Genomic DNA, 21,588 nt, shown 5'->3' on the forward strand with positions numbered 1-21,588 from the left:
GTCAACACTTGAAAAATTCTAAGTAGTTTAATCTATAGATACAAAAACGGAGCCAATGTGGCTCCGTTTGATATCAATAATACAATAAGACTATTTCGCACTTAGTACTCTGGCAGGTTGCAAACTACTTGCCCTACGAGCGGGATACCAAGTAGCAACAAGGCTGAGTATAATTGCTGTTATAGATACAATTAACACATCTTTATAGGCTAACTGAGTGGGTAGGAAATCAATAAAATAAATATCCCCCGATAAGAACCGGTGACCAATGATTTTTTCTATCACTCGAACTATATGAGTTAAGTTAACAGCAACTAAGCTACCAAATATTGACCCCATCACGCTACCTAACACACCAGATAATACGCCATGCCAAATAAAGATGGATTTCACTAAGCGATCACTTGCCCCCATGGTTCTTAAAATCGCGATATCAGAGGCCCGATCTTTTACTGCCATCATTAAGGTTGAAACGATGTTGAAACACGCAACCCCAATAACCAATACCATAACTAAATACATAATCGTACGGACTAACTGAATATCACGGTACATATAGCCGTATTGTTGTGTCCAACTTTTCAGATAAACATAGACAGGAAGCGTATTACCCACTTCTTTTACAATACGCTGCGCTTGTAGTACTTTATCCACTTTAATTTGAATACCTGAGACACCTTGCCCCATATCCATGTATTTTTGTGCATCAGCCATTGGCACTAGCGCCAATTTATGATCAATTTCTCCCCCAAGCGCTAAAATACCCGCTACTTGTAATCGAATTCGATGCGGAGCACGAAGCTGGGTCATTTCAGGATCGGCATCAGGAAGCAATGCGGTTAACCAGTCTCCCACTTTCACATTCAGGCTTTTAGCAACGCCTTGACCTAAAATGACTTCTTTTTTACCAGCAGTAAATTTGCTCCACGCATCATTTAAAACATAGTGCGGTAATTCACTGACTTTAAGTTGCTCTTGAGGGTTAACACCTCGAACACCAACAGCTTTTAACTTTGTGCCTTTTTCAAGTAACGCAGTGAATTCAACATAAGGCGCAGCCGCTGTTACATCCGGGTGTTTTTCTATTTGCTTAACTAGCGGTTGCCAATTATTTAAAGGAGGCTCAACCGCCTGTAACTCACCCTGTGGGATCACAGATAACACACGGGTTTGTAGTTCACGTTCAAAACCATTCATTGCTGACAGACCAACAATGATCACCGCAACACCAACGGCAATACCTAACATCGATGACATTGAAATAAATGACACCATTCGGTTACGTTTTTTCGAACGATTAAAACGACTACCTATATATAAAGAAAGAGGGCGAAACATTAAGCCTCCACAACGACTTGAGATAACACGCCATCTTGCATATGCATACAACGGTCAAGTTTTGCTGCTAATTCACTATCATGGGTCACGACTAAAAATGCGGTACCTGATTCTGCATTTAATTTACGCATTAAATCATAAATTTCTAATGCCGTTTTATGATCAAGATTCCCCGTAGGTTCGTCAGCTAAAACAATAGAAGGATTGTTAACCAAGGCACGCGCAATGGCAACACGTTGACGTTCACCACCACTCAATTCCGAAGGACGGTGCTCATAACGATGACTAAGCCCCACTAAAGCCAGCATATCTTGTGCACATGTACGCGCTTGACTGACACTTTTACCACCAATTAACAACGGCATAGCGACATTTTCAACGGCAGTAAAGTCCGCAAGTAAGTGGTGAAACTGGTATACAAAGCCAATTTCTTGATTACGAATTTTCGCTTGTTTGTTCGCACTTAAAATATCTAAGCGCTGCCCTTTAAAGAACACTTCTCCATCAGTGGGTTCATCTAAAGCCCCCAGAATGTGCAACAGTGTACTTTTCCCTGAGCCAGATGATCCCACAATGGCGACCAACTCATTGTCAGCAATCTCTAAATCAACTTGCTTTAAAACTTCTGTCTCAAACTGCCCTTCTTTATAGGTTTTACAAACTTGGTGACAAGATAACAACGCATTATTCATAACGAAGAGCCTCAGCAGGACGGACAGCGGCCGCACGATAAGAAGGAAAAATAGTCGCTAATAAACTCAAGCTTATAGCGCCTAAAATAACAAACATAATTTGCATCGGTTCAATCACGGTGGGTAACGTGCCACCGATCGATGCTAAATCGACACCCAATACAGAAATAATGGCATTAAGATAGTGCGCCACTAACGCGCCGAGTAAGCCACCTAATAAGGCACCGATAACACCACTACTTGCCCCTTGAACAATAAAAATCATCAAGACTTGGCGGTGAGTCATACCTTGGGTTTTTAATATTGCAACTTCTGATTGTTTCTCCATCACCACCATCACTAAAGCAGAAATGATGTTAAAAGCCGCCACACCTATGATCAAGCTAAGCATTAAGCCCATCATATTCTTTTCCATTTTTACTGCCTGGAACAGCTCACCGCGCTGCTCGCGCCAATCAGACCATGTCCAACCATTGGGTAATTTCAATTTAGCTAATTCAGGAACAACGAATGGATCATCAAGGTATAAACGCCAACCTGTCATTTGATCCTGTTTATAGCGTAATAAACGTCCAGCATCTGAAATATTGGTGTATACCAATTGGTTATCAACATCAGAGCCCGTGTCATAAATACCCGAAACTTCAAATTTTCGTTGGCTCGGCATACGACCAATTGGCGTAAATTGGCTTGCACTGGTCACCATCAGACGAATTTTATCGCCCGGTTGAACACCCAGTTCAACGGCCAACGCTTGGCCAATAACCACTTTAAAACTCCCAGGAGTAAGATCACTTAAGCTCCCCACCATCATATGACGAGAGATGGGATCATATTGATTAGGTTCAATACCAATCATCGTACCGGCAGCAATAGAGTTTGCACTTTGTATAATCGCTTCACCACGTGTGATCGCCGTTACACCTGTCACATGTGGCAATTGTTTTAATGCCTCTGGTGCGTTTTCTGATAACGGTACTCGTCCATCTGCACTCGATACGACGGCTTGCGGTAGAACACCTAAAATTCGACCTTTTAGCTGATCTTCAAAACCGTTCATCACAGACATAACGGTAATTAACGCCATTACACCAATAGTAATACCGGCTGTAGACATATAAGAGACAAAGCGACTAAAGCGATCGCCTGAACGACCACGTAAATAACGTAAGCCAATATAAAAAGACACTGGATGAAACATAGGATTGAGAAACCACTCCTTTATTAGGTTGGTAAAGAATACTCGTTCACACCCTTAATTACCATCCGACATAGTAAATGTAATGTAAATTCAGTGACTAAATGATAAACACTTACGCCGCTTTTCTTGCCCTTGCATGATTGCTAAGTAATAATCAGTCCAATTAAATCAAGCTTTATATGCTGTGGCTGTCAGTTATGGCATCCGCTCCTATTATTAGTTTGAAATAGGATTTATTCACAGTGAGTGCGCTATGACACAACAAGATGAGTATTTTTCAGTCCAGCTAGGGCTTACTATTAACGTTGAACGTTTATCATCTAATGAAAGCGTACCTGATGAACAAGATTTCAATGCCGAAATCCCGCCTTTATTTCGTATTGCCAGCGAGTGTTCGACGTTAGAAGACAATGCCGATCGTTTATTCGCCAGTTTCAACAAAAATGAAACCCAAGCATTGATGGATTATCTTGCAGCACAAAACAGTAAAATTAATCTATTACTGTCTTATGTTTTATCGCAGCAAGATGATCCTACCTATCGTTTTACTACCTTAACTTTTGGCGCAAGTAACCTTAGTTTTACCAGTTCATCTTCCTATCCGGTTGGCACTAATGTTAGAGTGAAACTGTTTTTAGATTACCCAGCCGCTGCTATTTTTTGCTACGCTGAAGTCACCGAAAGTATTGCTAGCGATGAGCAATTTATCATTAAATTGCGTTATACCCGTTTGCTTGAAGATGATCGAGATTTGCTGATCCGCGCCGCTTTATATAGCCAGCAAAAACTTTTACGCCAACGTGCTCAACAACGACAATTAAATAATAACGATGAATAATAAACACTTACTTTCTATACCCTTACCTAGTAAGGCTGGCGATAACCGTTATATCGGTAATATCAAGGGGGCAGCCCTTGCACTGTCTTTTGCAGAAGTGGCCGCATCGCATAAAGGCCCAGTTCTTGCGGTGGTGCCTGATACCCAAACAGCCTTAAAACTTCAGCCAGAAATCACGCAATTTTGCGATGTCGAGGTAAACGTTTTTCCAGATTGGGAAACCTTGCCTTATGATAATTTCTCGCCACACCAAGATATTATTTCAGAACGTTTAGCGCGTTTATACAAAATGCCAAGCCAAAAATCTGGCATTATTTTGGTGCCGATCAGTACCTTACTTCAGCGTCAAACCCCAAGAGAATTTATCCACCAGCATGCTTTAATCGTAAAAGCTGGCGATCGAATGTCACTTGAAAAGCTGCGCTTACAGCTTGAAGTATCAGGTTATCGTCATGTTGATCAAGTGATGGAGCATGGCGAGTATGCCAGCCGAGGCTCGCTGCTTGATTTGTTCCCAATGGGGAGTCAATCACCTTACCGTATCGATTTTTTTGACGATGAAGTCGACTCTATTCGTCAATTTGATCCAGATAACCAACGCTCCACCGGTGAAATTGATAGTATCGATTTATTACCAGCGCATGAGTTCCCAACGGATGAAATCGCAGTTGAAAATTTCCGTATGCGCTGGCGTGAACGTTTTGAAGCTCGCCGAGAACCAGAATCTATTTATCAACAAGTCAGCAAACGTACATGGCCTGCAGGTATTGAATACTGGCAACCACTGTTTTTCGATAAAACAGAAACCTTATTTGATTACTTACCTGATACTTCTTTGCTTATCACACTGGGTGATTTAGAGCCTGCCGTTGATAGCTTTTTAGCCGATGCTGAATACCGTTACGATCAACGCCGTGTTGATCCATTGCGTCCTTTACTTGAACCTAAAGAGCTATGGCTAACAAAAGATGAAATGTTCACAGGCTTTAAGAATCTGCCTCGTGTTCGTATTCAGTCGGAGCCTGTCGATAGCCAAAAAGCAGGCCGTTTTAATCCTGAATTAAAACCCGTCCCTAGCATCACGATTAATCATCAACTTAAAGAGCCGTTTGCTGAACTCAGACGCTTTGATGAGCAATTCCAAGGCAAAGTCATTTTCTCTGTAGCCTCTGAAGGCCGCCGAGAAGCGCTGCTCGATCTATTAGCACGGATCAAAGTCCGTCCATTGGTTTGTAAAACCTTAGATGAAGCCCTTGATAATCCAACCAAACATAGCCTTGTTATTGGCTCTGCTGAAAATGGCTTTATTCTTGATGATCCTGCTGTTGCATTCTTATGCGAAAGTGACTTACTTGGTGAGCGTATTGTTCAACGCCGTCGTCGCGATGATAAAAAAACCACGGTCAATGCCGATACGATTATCCGTAACCTTGCTGAACTGCAAGTGGGGCAACCTGTCGTTCACATTGATCACGGCATAGGCCGTTACCAAGGTTTACAAACCCTTGAAGCTGGCGGTATTAAAACCGAATATGTGACACTTGAATATCAAGGTGGCGCTAAACTCTATGTTCCTGTTGCATCACTGCATTTAATTAGTAGCTACTCAGGTGGTGCTGAAGATACTGCACCTATTCATAAATTAGGTGGCGAAGCATGGTCTAAGGCTCGCCGAAAAGCAGCAGAAAAAGTCCGTGATGTGGCGGCTGAATTACTGGATGTTTACGCTAAACGCGAGTTAAAACCAGGCGTTAAATTTACCCTAGATCGTGAGGCGTACGCTGAATTTAGCGCAGGTTTCCCTTATGAAGAAACCTACGATCAAGCCTTAGCAATTAACGCAGTTCTGTCTGATATGTGCCAAACCAAGGTCATGGATCGCCTTGTTTGTGGTGATGTGGGCTTTGGTAAAACTGAAGTCGCTATGCGTGCTGCATTTGTGGCTGTTGATAACAACAAACAGGTAACTGTGTTAGTGCCAACTACCCTATTGGCACAACAGCACTTTGAAAACTTCCGTGACCGCTTTGCTAATACGCCAGTGCGTGTCGAAGTGCTATCTCGATTTAAAACAGCGAAAGAGCAAAAACAAATTTTAGCGGATGTCGAAGAAGGTAAAATCGACATCTTAATTGGTACTCATAAGCTACTAAATAGCAGTGTGAACTACCATGATTTAGGCTTATTGATTGTCGATGAAGAGCATCGCTTTGGTGTACGTCAGAAAGAAAAAATCAAAGCGATTCGTGCCAATGTCGATATCTTAACCTTAACGGCAACACCGATCCCTCGTACCTTAAACATGGCAATGAGCGGGATGCGCGATCTTTCGATAATCGCCACACCACCAGCGCGTCGTTTAGCGATCAAAACATTTGTTCGCCAATCCGATGATGCTGTTATTCGTGAAGCTGTGTTACGTGAAATCAGCCGTGGTGGTCAGGTTTACTTCCTGCATAATGAAGTCGATAGCATTGAAAAAACGACCGAAGATTTAGCAAAGTTGATCCCTGAAGCCCGTATCACCTTTGCTCACGGTCAAATGCGTGAGCGTGAACTCGAAAAGATCATGGGCGATTTTTACCACCAGCGCTTCAATGTACTTGTGTGTACTACAATTATTGAAACTGGTATCGATGTCCCTACCGCTAATACCATTATTATGGATCGCGCTGATAATCTTGGCTTGGCTCAGTTGCACCAGTTACGTGGTCGTGTTGGTCGTTCTCACCACCAAGCTTATGCTTACCTATTAACACCACATCCAAAGCGTATGACGAAAGATGCGGTGAAACGCCTTGAAGCCATTTCTTCCCTTGAAGATCTTGGTGCTGGCTTTACGTTAGCGACCCATGATTTAGAAATTCGTGGTGCTGGTGAATTACTTGGTGACGAACAGAGTGGTCAAATTCAATCGGTTGGCTTTAGCCTCTTTATGGAGATGTTAGAACAAGCCGTTGAGGCTCTAAAAGAAGGTAAAGAGCCTTCGCTAGATGATCTACTTAAACAACAAACAGAAGTTGAGTTACGTATTCCAGCGCTACTGCCTGATGACTACATCCCTGATATTAATACTCGTTTATCACTTTACAAACGCATCGCAAGTACTAGTGATGACAACGAGCTAAACGAAATTAAAGTTGAGCTAATTGACCGATTCGGCTTATTACCAGAAGCAGCATCGAACTTACTGACGGTAAACAGTGTCAAACTTAAAGCTGCCACGCTTGGCATCAAGAAAATCGAGAACGGTGAAAAAGGCGGCTATTTCGAATTTGATCAAAATGCAGCAATCAATCCAAGCTTCCTTGTTGGTTTACTGCAAACTCAGCCCAATGTTTTCAGAATGGATGGCCCAACAAAACTGAAAATTATTGCTGAACAAAGTGATCGTAAAAAGCGAATAAAGTTCCTTGAAGATCTTCTTGAACAATTTCGTCAGCACATGGTGTAAGTAAACCATCCTCTAAGAGTACTGACCGAACAAGGTCAGTACTTTATATTTAGATACTCTCCGAATTTCGGCAGGATAGCTATGAAACTTGATTTCGAAATCTCTACGCCTCGGCTTATTCTTCGCCCATTTAAAAATGCTGATCTCAATGATTTTCTCGCAGCCGTACATGACTCAGTTAATGAACTAAGTCCATGGCTTGAATGGTGTGATAATCGCTTTGATCAACATGATGCCCATGAATGGATAAGCGCAAGTCGACTCAGCTGGCAAACCGATTTTAGCTATGAATTTGCCATCTTTAATCGCTTTGATGATGCGTTTATTGGAACGGTTTCTCTTAGTGCGATTATTCCTATGACCAACAGTGCAAATTTAGGCTATTGGATAAAAACAGGTTGTCATAGACAAGGATTTGCGACTGAGGCGAATATTGCAGCCGTACAATTTGCTTTTCAAATGCTAGGGCTAACACGCTTAGAAATCATTACGCATATCAATAATTATGCTAGCCAAAAAACAGCAAAAGCATGCAATGCTAAATTTGAATGTGAAGCGCGTAATCGTATTTATTATCATAATAAACCGCTTGATGGTCTTGTTTATTCGCTAGTACCAAGCGATTTATTCACTTAACCTAAAAAGCTGCATTTAAAATACACTTTATTATCACACATCAACATTTTCTTTGGGTCCTTCACTTATGCTTTATTCGTAAACAATATTGAAGGACAACTCCCGGATGAATACATACCACGCTCACGATATCCTTAATTTACTGATTGAATCTCAACAGCCGTACACAATAGAAACACTGAAAGAAAAAATTGCGAATAGCTACGGTTCTGATGCGACGTTTTACACCTGCAAGTTAAAAGATTTAACGATTGAACAATTGCTAGAATTTTTTGTTGCTAAAAACAAAGTGACCATTACAGATGGCATCGTTACGACTAACATTGCCAATATGTGTCACCATTAAACGATTAAGCACAACATTCTTTACAGTTTCATGCTGTTAGAAAAACGACACAGTGGTAAGATGCAAGAAATTCATTTGTAAGGAAACTATTGTGTCAAAAATTGTTATTGCCGTTATTGTTGCCGTATTACTCGCTTTTTTCCTTTATCGTTCATACAACAATAAGCAAGTTGCTGCTGAAAACATTAAGCAAGGTGAAGCTTTTCTTGCGGAAAATAAATTAAAAGAAGGCGTACAAACGACGCCTTCTGGTCTGCAATATCTTGTTTTGCAAAAAGGAACAGGGACTGAACACCCTAAAGCGACAGATAGCGTAACAGTGCATTACCACGGTACTTTAATTAATGGCACCGTGTTTGATAGCTCAGTCGATCGTGGTGAAAAAATTTCTTTTCCACTTAACCGCGTGATCAAAGGTTGGACGGAAGGCTTACAACATATGGTTGTTGGTGAAAAAATGCGTTTCTTTATTCCAGCAAATCTTGCTTATGGTAATAACGGTGCAGGTAGCATTCCACCAGGCTCAGTGCTCATTTTTGATGTTGAGTTATTTAAAATCAACTAATAAAAAACAGATATAAACAAAAACGCCAGCAAAAATGCTGGCGTTTTTTATGTCATCAATTAAACCATTATTACTAACTTAGTGCAGCTTTAAGCTTGGACGAAGTACACGGTTAATACGGCTTACTAACATAATAAGTCCTGTTTTAAACATCCCATGTAACGCCATTTGGTGCATACGGTATAGTGAGATATACACCATACGTGCTATGCGCCCTTCTACCATCATCGAACCTTTTGATAGGTTACCCATTAAGCTACCAACAGTTGAGAAACGGCTTAGTGATACTAACGAGCCATGATCGCTATACACATACGGTTTCTGTTCACGATCTGTAATTTTCGCAACGATGTTTGAGAAACAACGGCTTGCCATTTGGTGTGCCGCTTGCGCTCGTGGTGGAACAAAAGAACCATCTTCCTGCACACAAGATGCCAAATCACCAATCACATAAATATCATCATCACGGGTCGTTTGTAGCGTTGGTTTAACCACTAACTGATTAATACGGTTCGTTTCAAGCCCTGCAATATCTTTCATGAAATCAGGTGCTTTGATACCGGCAGCCCATACCATGATTTGTGCTGGAATATGATCGCCATCTTTTGTGGTTAAGCCTGTTTCATCAGCCTTAGTGACCATAGTACCAGTACGTACGGTTACACCCAATTTCGTTAGCTCACTGTGTGCCGCTTGAGAAATACGCGGTGGCAATGCCGGAAGAATACGATCGCCAGCTTCAACTAGGTTTACGTTTAGACGAGAGCTATCTAAGTCACCGAAACCGTAGTTATGTAACTCTTGTACTGCATTATGAAGCTCTGCTGATAATTCAACACCAGTAGCACCAGCACCAACAATTGCGATATCAACGGTCTTTTGATCTTTGTTTCCATGTAACTTCATGAATTGGTTGTTCATCTCTGTACGGAAACGGTGTGCTTGCTCTGGGCTATCAAGGAAAATACAGTGGTCACGCACACCCGGAGTATTAAAATCATTCGATGTAGAACCAATCGCTAACACAAGAATATCGTATTCTAATGTACGCTCAGGTACTAACAGCTCGTTTTGCTTATCAAATAATGCAGCAAGTGTGATCGTTTTATTTTCACGATCTATCGTTTCTAATGAGCCCATTTGAAAATCAAAGTGATGGTTTTTCGCATGTGCTCGATAACTAATAGCATCTACACCTGCATCTAATGAGCCTGTTGCTACTTCATGAAGTAATGGTTTCCACAAGTGACTTGCACGGCGATCCACTAGAGTAACTTCTGCACGGCCTTTACGACCAAGGGTACGTCCAAGCTTTGTCGCAAGCTCTAAACCACCCGCACCGCCTCCAACAACAATAATTCGAGTCAAAATCACTTCCTCTCTAATTTTATAAATTTTTTAAACTGACAAATACCTTATTGCATAGCAGACTGTTTGTTGTGGTCTGTTTTGCACGCAAAATGCTAGGCAAAAAGAGATCTGAAGCCAGTAAAGCCACATATGTGTAGGTAGACGGATCTATGATCCGTCTAAGGTATAGGAGGTAATATATTTCGTTATTATTGCGCTTTAAACGCTTTTATTGTTTGTAGATGTTGCGAGATCTTTTTAAACTTATGTGTTTCATTTTCGTCCCACACTATATCATAAAATTGATCTAGCTCATCTTTTGTAGCTTGATTATCTAATACTTCGTCATTAGTTGAAAGTATGCAAAGACAATTACCTGCATTTTTTTTGCGAAAACCTTCAACGCATTTCGTCATAATGTCAGTATATTCTTCTGGACGATCAATACGTCCTTCCATGTTATTTTCAGGATGAAGGTTTGGGTTAAAAATGACTTGTTTAATACCGCATAAGAAGCCAATTCTTTCAGCCCAATAGCCCCCCAACCCAACCCCACAGATCAGTGGCGTTGTATCTTTATTCTCGTCTACTAACTTATGAACTTCTTTTAGTAAATGCTGCATATCATGCTTTGGATGCAGGGTACTGTAATTTACAAAGCGGATATCAGAATCGATAAACTGTAACTGTAATACCTTTTCATGATTACCAGGGCTTGTTGAATCAAAGCCATGTAGATAAATAATCATATCAATTCCCTCTCGCTTAATTTTAAAATCATCCGTGCCCTTGTATAGGACGTTATAAATCTACCACTTTCTATATGGTTTAACAGGATAATAATGAAAACTATGATCTTCTTTGCAAACTAGGAGCATTGATAAAAAGCGTTCAGCACTACTTCTTTTGAATTAATGTCGCGATATCTTTTCTAAGTGATGTGAGTTCACCTTGTAAATGGCGTAACTGCTGTGGGCTTAAACTCTCGTTTAACTGCTTCATGATGACAAAACGCTGGCTTAAATACTCATCGAGTTGAGTTTGATAGACCGCATTTTTAAGAGAAAGAATATTTTTCACTTGTTGTTCGACACGCAATGAAAACTGCGCATTATTACGTTGTTTCAGTATCCTCTTTAATTGTGACAAGTTATCTGTCGCTATATTTTGAAAAATTGTGGATTGCTGTAATTGCAGTTGCGCTAAGCTTAGGATCAACTGCTTTTGTTGCTTCGTTAGACGTCCAATCCACTTTTGGGCTTTATCTTCAAGCTCATCATAGCGATCTTCAAGGCGTTGTTTTGGACTTTTCGATAAACGCTCTTCCCGTCGCTCAGTTATCTCTTTTTCAATCGCTTGTAAACTGGCTGCAATTTGTGAAGGGCTCATTGTTTTAACAACATCAATGATAGGTGATACAAAAACCAGAACTGATGCTTCGCCTGCTTGCGTAAAACGCTGATGATAATTGGCAATTTGTTCTGCTGTTAACGGTTTTTTAAGATCTGTTTGTAAGGCAGAAATCAACTTATGAAATACGGCTAATTGTTGCTGTCGATGTTGTGCAAGTGCAGTTTCAAGACCTTGCTCTAACTCACCCTGTTGTTGAGAGTCCAAATCAAGATAATCTGATAAGTAATAATCAATCCAGAAATCCAATGAATTGTATACCAATTTAAATGTGCAACCAGATAACACCACACAAATAAAGATTATGCTTATCGTTCTTTTCAACATCAGTACGTCTCCTTGTACAAACGTTTCACATTTACTATAACGTCTCTATGTAACCAATTGTTTTAGCTTGAGCTCTAATTGTTTAGCTTGCTGTAAATATTCATCATCATGCCAAACTTGATAACCCACCAAATACCACAGTAATGCTAGGTACTCACACCAGGGCTGCCAGTAATTTACCGCCTCTAACCATTCATCAGTAGATACCAAAGTGATATCGGACGCCTCTCTTGCCACACAATAATCTTTCACTGCTTTTTCAGGGCTAAGTGCATTAGCTAATATCGTCATGGTTAAATCAAGAGAAGGATCGCCTGCACTGGCATATTCCCAATCGATAACTTTAGCGTTCATCACATCAACTAACCGGTCACTGTCATTAGGGACAATAATATTGTAACGCCCTAAATCAAAATGACAGCAGGTATCAGGAAAGTAGTGATTAATCTTCTGATTATCAAAATAATGGTAAATAGATAGTAATTGTTTTGATTTTAAATTAGCAGCAATCGTTTGCCAGTAATGCTCAATACGTTGCTTAATATCTAATCGATGGGTAGGAAGAGGTAAAGCATGAATACGCGCTTGAAGTTGACACAGTTGCTGATTGGTAAATCGTTGATCTGCTTGTTCGCCTTCAAGCCAATCTACAATTAATACTTGTTCATTATTATTTAGATTAATGTCTAACAATGCATAGGGTTTTGGCGCTAATTTAGAACCGTCAATTAAACGTAATAACTGATATTCATGCGTTCGATTAATACCAAAAGCTTGAGCCGTGCTCGTTAATGGTCGCCACACGTAATGGGAAGATTGATTATTTGAAGGATGGTACAGGAATAATTTCCAACAGCGATTGGTTAAACCGCCCGCTAATGGGCTCGCTGTTAGAAATTGTACATCGGGTAACAAAGACAATAATGTGGGATCAAAACTCTCGTTATCTTTCATTATAATTTCAACATTACTACCCGATTATTTAGGCTAAATTACCAACCTTGAGAGTCTGATTCACTCTTAGGTGCTAAACCTGAATCAGCCCACTCAATTGAACCTGAGTTTGTATCCATCAAACGCATGGTCATTTTATAGAAAGGGACATTCTGACCATCTTCACGCTTGCTCGTATTGGTTACATGACCATACAGCATGTATTGCGCACCTGTCATTTTAGCAAATTGAATCGCAGTACCTTGATTAACAAAACGATCATTCTCACTAAAGTTCATTTGTTTACGCACCGCATCAACGCGAGACTTATCGACTAAGTTAAATTTACCTGAACGTGAAATTTTAGACTTAATTGTGTTAGTAAGCGACTTAGTATCAACATGTCCACTGGTATTGTTTTGAATATTATCAACAATCACAATCGGATGCTTACCGCCTGCTGTAATTGAAGATACAGCCGGTGATGACAACATCTTTGTTGTTAAGTCCGATGCCGTGTTATCAAGATCATTAGAGCCAAAATTTACCGATGGAGTTTCAGGTAAATGCGAATTCACATAATCGACAGTTTGGGCACAACCACCTAATAATGAAGATGCCGCTAATAATGCAAGAACGCTTTTTTTCATTGTTTTACCTTAACAATATTTTATATTAAATCAGTATACTGCTCGACGAACGTAAATACGATATTGGGTAGCTTCAACTTTATCAGCAATACCTTGTAATATTACTTTACCGTTGCCAGCCAACGCAACGGAATGCCATGGTGCCGCACTACCACTGATCTCTAAACCTTGGCCATCATACCAATAAATACGGTATTGCAAGTTCAGATCTGTGTTAACTTTGTTTATTGCCTCAACAGAGGCTTGCATTAAACCATTAACTTTCGTTATATGAGCGTCTTTAAAAACTAAGCTACGTGCAAGAAAAGCGTTACCAATAACGACATTTTGATTGCTGTTTTCGATACTAATACCAGCATGATCACTGCTACATCCAGTGATAATTAATGCTAAAAATAATGCCATTACATACTTCATTACATGCCTCTTAATAGCGTGACAATCAAATTTCTAAGTAACATTATAAGAAACTCATTTATGATCGTGCGTTTAGCTATGACCCACAAGTTCTTACTAATAAATCTAATATCGGCATTTACCGTTACATAGCAACTCGTTAGATTTTAATGTTAGTAAGCGACGATTACCAATAAAGTAATAGATAAGCTATCTGATATAATCAATTTATCGCAATAAAAAAGCCTGAATATCACACCACTTATCGTATACCCAACGAGAAGATTAAAGATACTCAAGCTTTGTGTCTATCTGGGGATAATTATTATCCATTACATAACGTTATCAGCACGTCATGACTAGCCAACTAGCATTGGCCCTAAAGGACGCCCACCTAATAGGTGCATGTGAATATGGTAAACTTCTTGTCCACCATAAGGATTACAATTGACGATCAAACGGTAACCGTCTTCTGCCACGCCTTCCTTTTCTGCTAATTTACGCGCAACAGTAAACATACGCCCCATCATCAACTCATCATCGGCTTCCACATCATTGACTGTTGGGATCAATTTATTTGGAATAATTAAGATATGGCTTGGCGCACGAGGATTGATATCACGAAATGCTGTGACTAAGTCATCTTGATACAAAATATCAGTTGGAATTTCTTTACGAATAATTTTACTGAAGATAGTTTCTTCCGCCATTTCTGACTCCATCAACTCATTGTTATTTGTTTAGTTAGTGAGTATGCGTCAGTCAACTCTATTGCGCAATATTGAACGTTGTTTTAAAGATTTAATAGAGAAAAAATTTCACGTTTTCGTGTTTTTTTGATGCAGCGATCAAACAATTGAAGCCTAAACAAATTTATCTATCAAGACTCAAGCAGAACTGACGATAGTATAGGTTAGAGTTAATTTGATAATTCGATTCGCAAATTTAGCATTGATTGCGAAATAAAGGGTTACCCCATTATCAAATTACATTTATGACTAATAGGTCAGCATTATGATGACACTGACCCTTTGCTAAATATAGGGATATTATGAAGAAATCTAGCCAAACTTCGGTCATACGTCGTATGTACTCCGGTTTTGTGGTTATGGTTGCATTGTTTGTTTTAACCATTGTGCTCATGCTTGATGGAACAAACCGTATCCATAATCAGTTAACAACAGTAACAACAGACGCACTTCCTTTAGTCTCTATATCAAATAAAGTCAGTGTTAAACTTCTTGCCGCCGACAAATCTTTTAAAGACTTTTTAACCAGTCAAGATCCTGCTGCAATGAAAACCTATGAAGCCGACTTTCGTAAAGCAACAAGAGAGTTCGCCTCTGCGCGTAAAGAGCTTGTAGCCATTGCCGAAAGTAATCCAGAGTTAACGTCTTACATTAAAGCGCTAACCGAATTAGAACAGCGTTACTTCAGCGAAGCTCAAACCGCGATGGGTAATTATCGCGCGCAAATGTTAGCCGGTGATGAGCGCCAACAATCAGCGCGACGCTTTCAGCGTTTGCAAGCTGAACTCAGCATTGGTATGAAAGAATACATTAATGAGCAAGATAATATGGCTGTTAAGATGATGGCTAAAAATTTCTTTGTGAAGCTAAAAGAAACAGAAACCATTACTTCTGATGCCCTTGCCACTGACGATATCAGTAAGATTAAAGCCGCAATAAAAGCGAATAAACGCAGTGTAAACCATCTTGCCAACGCATTTCGTAGCTTAACAACCCTACTTTCAGGCTTAAAAGAAACATTCGGTAAATCCGTTACTCAATACACGTTAGATATCGGTAAAAAAGGCGGTGTGCTTGATCAACACTATGAATTCATTGAAGCGAAAACGCGCCTTTATGACAACATTGCCACGCTAACTAAAGAAGTGAATCAAGCACTATCGATTCTTGAGCAATTTAATCAGCAAGCGACCAATCAAATGGATCAAGCGATTGCAACAGCTGATGACACTTACAATCAAGGCATAACCAAAGCTGTTGGTATTGCGATTGTGGTTATTTTATTAGCCATTTCTATCGGTTGGTATTTAGCGCGAAGTGTTCGTCGTCCACTGGTTTCTATGCTAAAAACGCTTGAATCATTAACTGATGGTGATATGACACAGCGTACAGAAAGCAGTCAATTCATTGAGTTTAATAAACTAAGTCATCACATCAATACGTTAGCTGGCAATCTTCAACAAATTTTAAGTCAATTAAGCAAAGCATCTGAAGATCTCACTCAAGTTGCGGCAGAAAACCAAAGTACAACTGCACAAGCAAAACAGCGACTCAATGAACAACGAGAGCAAACTGTTTCTGTGGCAACAGCAATGACAGAGATGGAACACTCAGTTACTGATGTATCGCAAAGTGCACAGAACACCATGGAACGTGTTCATGAGGTAGAACGTGCATCAGCAACAGGTCGTGAAGTGATGAGTAAAAATATTAATATTGCCCATCAGCTTTCAACTCGTTTAGATGACTCTGTAACAGCCGTTGCTGATCTTCAACAAATGAGCAGTAATATTGGTTCTATTTTAGATGTTATTCGTAATATTGCCGACCAAACTAACCTACTTGCACTCAATGCCGCCATTGAAGCAGCCCGTGCTGGCGATCAAGGACGAGGCTTTGCCGTTGTTGCCGATGAAGTACGTGTTCTCGCTAAACGTACCACCGACTCTACCTCTGAGATTGAAGCGATGATCCAAAACCTTCAAGGTAGCTCAGGTCAAGCGATGGAAATGATGCAAAGCTGTGTAACAGAAATGGATAACAGTATTAATCAAGCATCAGATGCCAATAGCGCAATGGAAGAGATCCAAGCGATTATCATTGAAATTAGTCAAATGAGTAGTCAAATTGCACAATCAGCGGAAGAGCAGCGGACGACGACTACCGACATTGCCCGTAGTTTAGAGGATATTAGTCATATTGCTGATACGAACTACAATGCAATGGAAGAAATGGCAGAAGCCAGTACCATGTTAGATAGCTTAGCCACTGAACAAAATAAACTGGTTCATAAATTTAAACTGTAATTTAAGCTAAGCAAGTAAATGAAGCCGATCATCAGATCGGCTTTTTTGTTTTAGCGAAAAATTTACATTTAGGTTTCACTGAAATGAACATAGCGGCCAATACAATCAATCCCGCCCCCACCCATTGAAGCTGTTCAAATCGTTCTCCTAACCACCAATGTGCAAACAAACCACCAAATACAGGCTCTAATCCCAATAAAAAAGAGACTTGGGTTGGGCTTGTATGCTTCACCCCATAATTTTGAAAGTAAAAAGCGAACAAGGTACAAAAAATAACAAGGTAGCCAATATACAACCAAAACTCTGGCGCGCTAGGTATGATGAATTGTTCTACAGGGACAGTGAAAACCAATAAGCTAATACAAACAACGGTGACCACTGATAATTGGATAAATGTTGCCACCATAGGATCGCAATGTTGTTGATTCATTTTCTTTTTAGTTGTCACCACAAAAGCGGCACGCCCCAGTGCTGCGATCAAAATGAGAATATTACCGATATTAAACGTTACCGTATTCAGGCTATCTCCTACTAATAACCACACACCGGCAATTGCAATGCATCCGGCAAATAAATCTGTAACCGCAAGTTTATGACGATTAAGCAATGCATCAACAGCAGGCGTAAAGATAATAAATAGGCTAATAAGAAAAGCAGCATTTGAAGCCGTCGTGTGTTTTAGACCATAAGTTTCGGCCAAATAAATAATACTTAATATTCCTCCAGTTGGTGCTAATTGCAGCCAAACCTGTTTATTTAGTTTCTTGCTGACTAAGGGAAATATCACTAAAAGTGTGCAACAAAAACGAATCGCCAAAAACATCAACACACCAGTATAAAGCATAGATTCTTTTGCCACACCAAAACTGGTTCCCCAAAAAACTGCGGCAGCTAGCACACCTATTGTTGCTATTAATGAAGTATTTAAAAATACACTTTTATTCAGCTCGACCTGTTCCATTCACACACATCCTTTCTTACACGGTTTTAGTCACTGTTCTTGTAAGATTGAATGGTATATGTTTGACTTGATGTTGATAATACCGCCAATAAGCAAAGGATTTATGACTGATGGACAAAAATAAAATTATTCAACTTCTTCCTGATATTGCAGCCTTTGTCACGGTTGTAGAGTCAGAAAGCTTCAGTCATGCCGCGAAAAAATTGGGAATGACACCATCTGGCGTGAGTCGTCAAATAAGCCGCCTAGAAAAAGAGCTTCAAGTACAACTAATCAAACGCAGTACTCGTAGCCAGTCACTTACCATTGCAGGGCAAGAAGCTTACCAATATGGTAAAAATATCCTTCAGCAAGCCCAAGATGTAGTAAATATAGCCAGCAAGCAAAAGCAAGATATTGAAGGGATACTCACCATTGCCTCACCGAAAGCGTTTTGTCGTCAGGTACTTCAACCTCTATTACTGGAATTTGTTGACACTTATCCAAAGCTACAACTAAAAATCCAAGTTACAGACAAACCAATCGATCCGCTCTATCACGACGTAGATGTCGTCTTTAGGTTAACCAACGAGCCTCAAAATAACCTAGTGGCCAAACAGTTAGCCACTAACGATCTGGTATTATGTGCAAGCCCGTATTACCTCGAAAAGAAAGGTACACCAACACACCCTAAGCAATTAGCCCAGCATGATTGTATCTATCTAGGCGAAACAAATACTGACAACCAATGGCGGTTTAAATCTGAAGATGAAGAGCTGAAAGTGACAGTGAATGGGCGTTATATTGTTAACCATACAGAGATGCGTTTAGAAGCCGCATTAAATCACTTTGGTATTGCGGTATTACCTGCATTCGTCGCGCAAAAAGCTTTGCAATCAAAAACCCTTACTGCGGTACTTAACGATTGGACACTTCTTGATAATTACCAAGGTACTGTGTTCATGCAATACCTGCCTAATATCAATATGCCTTATCGCCAACGTGTGTTTATTGATTTTATTAGCGAAAGGTTTTCGTCTGATTTAAGAAAAAAGCTTACCAATTGCAATTAATTGCTTGTAAGTGTTTTTTATCTCTTGTAAGTTGAGCTTAGCGTTCAATAAACAGGCAACACTATGATTTATTCAACTATTTTCACTTGTTACATTTGGCTCCTCAATTCACTACTGCCATCCGGCCGGTAGAGTTTTGCTATCTGGCTGTGAGTTATGCTCAGCCAGTGACCTTCGCATTTCTCGCAGCTTTATTTTCATTTTTAAGCGAGAAATCACATGACATCATCGAACTCAAACAACAACCCAGTTAACGAAAACGTCAGTTCCCCTCATGCTGAACTCAATAAAGGCATTGTTTATGCCCTTATCGGTACTGCTTTATTTTCTATCAAGCCCGTTTTTATCAAACTGGCTTATCAATATGGTGGAGATGCGGTATCGATTATGTCGTTACGGGCGATAAGTTCTGTGCCGATTTATATTGTTATGATGCTGTGGCTATTAAGAAAAACAGAGCATAGAGATAACCTGAAACGATATGGTTTAACGGCAAGCGCTATTGGCGTCTTAGGCTACTATGTTGCGTCATACCTTGATATTGCAGCCATGGCACATATCAGTGCGCAGCTAGAGCGACTACTCATTTTTCTATTTCCAAGCTTCGTCGTTTTAATTAGTTGGACTGTCCTAAAACAAAAGCCAGCACAAGGTACATTTAAAGCTATTGCACTTGGCTATATTGGTGTCGCTTTCATTGTTTTTCATGATTTAGGAAGCATGGGAAATAATGTCTTGCTAGGTAGTGGGTTGGCCATTGCGTCCGCATTCGTTTTCGCTTGTTACTTAATCATGAGCAAAAAGTTAATTACCCAAATGGGCAGCCAATTATTTACCTGTATAGGGATGGGATCTGCGGGGATCATTATTCTAATTCAAAGCCAATGGCAAGGCGTCAATGTGATCGAGCTAGATCCAATGCTTATCCTGCTTGGGATCGCGCTAGGGATCTTTTGTACTGTGTTGCCATCGTTTTTTGTTGCAGCCGCGATGCAAAAATTAAATCCATCACAGCTAAGTTTAACCAGCAATGTTGGCCCAGCTATTACTGCAGTTTTTGCTATCACATTACTTAATGAACCTTTTACTTTTTATCATGCAATAGGCATGCTTTTCGTGGTTTATTCAGTAATAAGCATGAAGAAAAGAGGACAATGATACACAGATTCTAGCTAAAGTGCTGTGATCCTATTCTCTTTTGGCAAACGATTGCCTTTTAATTCAGCAATCAAACCGATTGTTGAATTAATGACCTTTACTTAGCGCAACGATACTTTTAGAATCGGGCAAATTTTTTGGAAGGGAAACAAAATGACAACATTAACGATTACTCGTCCTGATGATTGGCACACACATTTACGTGATGGCGATGTATTAAAAGATACAGTAAGGGATATTAGCCGTTACATGGGACGCGCGATCATCATGCCTAATTTAATCCCTCCTGTTACTGATACAGAATCTGCTTTAGCTTACCGTGACCGCATTCTTGATGCTCAACCAAGCCCGACTTTCTCACCACTTATGGTTATCTACCTAACAGATAACACATCACCTGAAGAAATTAAGAAAGCCAAAGCATCGGGTCATGTATATGCTGCAAAACTCTACCCTGCTGGCGCAACGACTAACTCAGACTCTGGCGTTACTTCAATTGATAAGATTCGCCCTGCATTACAAGCGATGCAAGAAGTTGGTATGCCACTTCTTATTCATGGTGAAGTCACACATAATCATGTTGATATTTTCGACCGTGAAAAAGCATTCCTTGATACGGTACTTGGTCCTATTGTTGAAGAATTTTCATCACTCAAAATTGTACTTGAACACATTACGACAGCAGATGCTGTAAAGTTTGTTCAAAATGCAGGTGACAATGTCGCTGCAACCATTACAGCTCACCACTTAATGTTTAACCGTAACCATATGCTAGCAGGTGGTATTCGCCCACACTTCTACTGCTTGCCTATCTTAAAACGTAACACTCACCAGCAAGCATTAGTGGATGCAGCAACCAGTGGTAGCAAGAAGTTTTTCTTAGGTACCGATACCGCACCGCATGCAAAAGGCATGAAAGAAGCGGCATGTGGTTGTGCTGGCTCTTACACAGCTCACGCAGCTATCGAGCTCTATGCAGAAGTCTTTGAACAAGCTGGCGCACTAGATAAGTTAGAAGGTTTTGCTAGCTTCAATGGCCCTGATTTTTACGGCCTACCACGTAATACAGATACGATTACGCTTGTAAAAGAGTCGTGGACAGTGGCAGAAGAAATGCAATTTGGTAGCAACACGGTCGTACCTATTAAAGCGGGTGAAACCATTAGCTGGAAAGTTAACGCTTAACCACTGAAGTAAACCAAACGCTAAACAGCTTTATAAAAATA

At 40.2% G+C, this 21,588-nt stretch carries 20 protein-coding genes; 9 read left to right on the forward strand and 11 right to left on the reverse strand.

Features of this window, described 5'->3' with window-relative positions; genetic code table 11:
* Nucleotides 1–90: 90 nt before the first annotated feature.
* The 3 genes from lolE to lolC are packed head-to-tail and all read right to left on the reverse strand — an operon-like array spanning nt 91 to nt 3,231.
* Complete coding sequence (lolE, locus tag C9J41_RS00410) at nt 91–1,338, reverse strand: lipoprotein-releasing ABC transporter permease subunit LolE (RefSeq protein WP_107205747.1); 1,248 nt, start codon at nt 1,336–1,338, stop codon at nt 91–93.
* Nucleotides 1,338–2,030 (reverse strand): lipoprotein-releasing ABC transporter ATP-binding protein LolD, encoded by a 693-nt coding sequence (gene lolD, locus C9J41_RS00415; protein WP_107205746.1) that lies wholly within the window; start codon nt 2,028–2,030, stop codon nt 1,338–1,340. Before lolD ends, lolE begins: the two co-directional genes overlap by 1 nt.
* Nucleotides 2,023–3,231, reverse strand: coding sequence for a lipoprotein-releasing ABC transporter permease subunit LolC (gene lolC, locus C9J41_RS00420; RefSeq protein WP_107205745.1), 1,209 nt, complete (start codon nt 3,229–3,231; stop codon nt 2,023–2,025). The genes lolD and lolC overlap by 8 nt, the downstream gene beginning before the upstream one ends.
* Nucleotides 3,232–3,484: 253 nt before the next feature.
* Between lolC and C9J41_RS00425 the strand changes: the two genes are divergently transcribed.
* The 5 genes from C9J41_RS00425 (at nt 3,485) to C9J41_RS00445 (ending at nt 9,070) form a co-directional block, all read left to right on the forward strand.
* Entirely contained in the window at nt 3,485–4,069 is a 585-nt protein-coding gene (locus tag C9J41_RS00425; protein WP_107205744.1) for a PilZ domain-containing protein, read from the forward strand.
* Complete coding sequence (gene mfd, locus C9J41_RS00430) at nt 4,062–7,523, forward strand: transcription-repair coupling factor (protein ID WP_107261683.1); 3,462 nt, start codon at nt 4,062–4,064, stop codon at nt 7,521–7,523. The genes C9J41_RS00425 and mfd overlap by 8 nt, the downstream gene beginning before the upstream one ends.
* Before the next feature lie 81 nt (nt 7,524–7,604).
* Entirely contained in the window at nt 7,605–8,159 is a 555-nt protein-coding gene (locus tag C9J41_RS00435) for a GNAT family N-acetyltransferase (RefSeq protein ID WP_107205742.1), read from the forward strand.
* A 106-nt stretch (nt 8,160–8,265) separates the two neighbouring features.
* A complete protein-coding gene (locus tag C9J41_RS00440) occupies nt 8,266–8,505 on the forward strand; it encodes a YecH family metal-binding protein (protein WP_107294085.1) in 240 nt (79 codons plus the stop codon).
* Nucleotides 8,506–8,596: 91 nt separating this feature from the next.
* Nucleotides 8,597–9,070, forward strand: a complete 474-nt coding sequence (locus C9J41_RS00445) for an FKBP-type peptidyl-prolyl cis-trans isomerase (RefSeq protein WP_005367112.1) — start codon at nt 8,597–8,599, stop codon at nt 9,068–9,070.
* 78 nt (nt 9,071–9,148) lie between these two features.
* Here C9J41_RS00445 and C9J41_RS00450 read toward each other — a convergent pair whose 3' ends face one another.
* The 7 genes from C9J41_RS00450 to hinT all read right to left on the reverse strand — a co-directional run bounded on the left by C9J41_RS00450 (nt 9,149) and on the right by hinT (nt 14,846).
* Complete coding sequence (locus tag C9J41_RS00450; protein WP_107205740.1) at nt 9,149–10,438, reverse strand: NAD(P)/FAD-dependent oxidoreductase; 1,290 nt, start codon at nt 10,436–10,438, stop codon at nt 9,149–9,151.
* Nucleotides 10,439–10,629: 191 nt separating this feature from the next.
* Nucleotides 10,630–11,169 (reverse strand): alpha/beta hydrolase YcfP, encoded by a 540-nt coding sequence (ycfP, locus tag C9J41_RS00455; RefSeq protein ID WP_107205739.1) that lies wholly within the window; start codon nt 11,167–11,169, stop codon nt 10,630–10,632.
* A gap of 148 nt (nt 11,170–11,317) precedes the next feature.
* Nucleotides 11,318–12,157: a DUF6279 family lipoprotein gene (locus C9J41_RS00460; protein WP_107205738.1), complete on the reverse strand. Its 840-nt coding sequence runs from the start codon at nt 12,155–12,157 to the stop codon at nt 11,318–11,320.
* A 45-nt stretch (nt 12,158–12,202) separates the two neighbouring features.
* Nucleotides 12,203–13,111, reverse strand: a complete 909-nt coding sequence (locus tag C9J41_RS00465; protein WP_107205737.1) for a phosphotransferase — start codon at nt 13,109–13,111, stop codon at nt 12,203–12,205.
* A 38-nt stretch (nt 13,112–13,149) separates the two neighbouring features.
* Entirely contained in the window at nt 13,150–13,740 is a 591-nt protein-coding gene (gene lpoB, locus C9J41_RS00470) for a penicillin-binding protein activator LpoB (RefSeq protein WP_107205736.1), read from the reverse strand.
* A 30-nt stretch (nt 13,741–13,770) separates the two neighbouring features.
* Nucleotides 13,771–14,157: a YcfL family protein gene (locus tag C9J41_RS00475; protein ID WP_107205735.1), complete on the reverse strand. Its 387-nt coding sequence runs from the start codon at nt 14,155–14,157 to the stop codon at nt 13,771–13,773.
* A gap of 338 nt (nt 14,158–14,495) precedes the next feature.
* Nucleotides 14,496–14,846 (reverse strand): purine nucleoside phosphoramidase, encoded by a 351-nt coding sequence (gene hinT, locus C9J41_RS00480; protein WP_005367093.1) that lies wholly within the window; start codon nt 14,844–14,846, stop codon nt 14,496–14,498.
* A gap of 377 nt (nt 14,847–15,223) precedes the next feature.
* Between hinT and C9J41_RS00485 the strand changes: the two genes are divergently transcribed.
* Nucleotides 15,224–17,191 (forward strand): methyl-accepting chemotaxis protein, encoded by a 1,968-nt coding sequence (locus C9J41_RS00485; protein ID WP_107205930.1) that lies wholly within the window; start codon nt 15,224–15,226, stop codon nt 17,189–17,191.
* Nucleotides 17,192–17,222: 31 nt separating this feature from the next.
* Here C9J41_RS00485 and C9J41_RS00490 read toward each other — a convergent pair whose 3' ends face one another.
* Entirely contained in the window at nt 17,223–18,152 is a 930-nt protein-coding gene (locus tag C9J41_RS00490; RefSeq protein WP_107290414.1) for a DMT family transporter, read from the reverse strand.
* Nucleotides 18,153–18,262: 110 nt separating this feature from the next.
* Here C9J41_RS00490 and C9J41_RS00495 point away from each other — a divergent pair, with 110 nt between their 5' ends.
* The 3 genes from C9J41_RS00495 to pyrC all read left to right on the forward strand — a co-directional run bounded on the left by C9J41_RS00495 (nt 18,263) and on the right by pyrC (nt 21,547).
* Entirely contained in the window at nt 18,263–19,204 is a 942-nt protein-coding gene (locus C9J41_RS00495; protein ID WP_107294086.1) for a LysR family transcriptional regulator, read from the forward strand.
* 219 nt (nt 19,205–19,423) lie between these two features.
* Nucleotides 19,424–20,362 (forward strand): DMT family transporter, encoded by a 939-nt coding sequence (locus C9J41_RS00500; RefSeq protein ID WP_199189211.1) that lies wholly within the window; start codon nt 19,424–19,426, stop codon nt 20,360–20,362.
* A 153-nt stretch (nt 20,363–20,515) separates the two neighbouring features.
* Nucleotides 20,516–21,547, forward strand: a complete 1,032-nt coding sequence (gene pyrC, locus C9J41_RS00505) for a dihydroorotase (protein WP_005367079.1) — start codon at nt 20,516–20,518, stop codon at nt 21,545–21,547.
* Nucleotides 21,548–21,588: the final 41 nt, after the last annotated feature.

It is taken from the genome of Photobacterium sp. GB-50, assembly GCF_003026755.1.
Lineage (GTDB): Bacteria > Pseudomonadota > Gammaproteobacteria > Enterobacterales > Vibrionaceae > Photobacterium.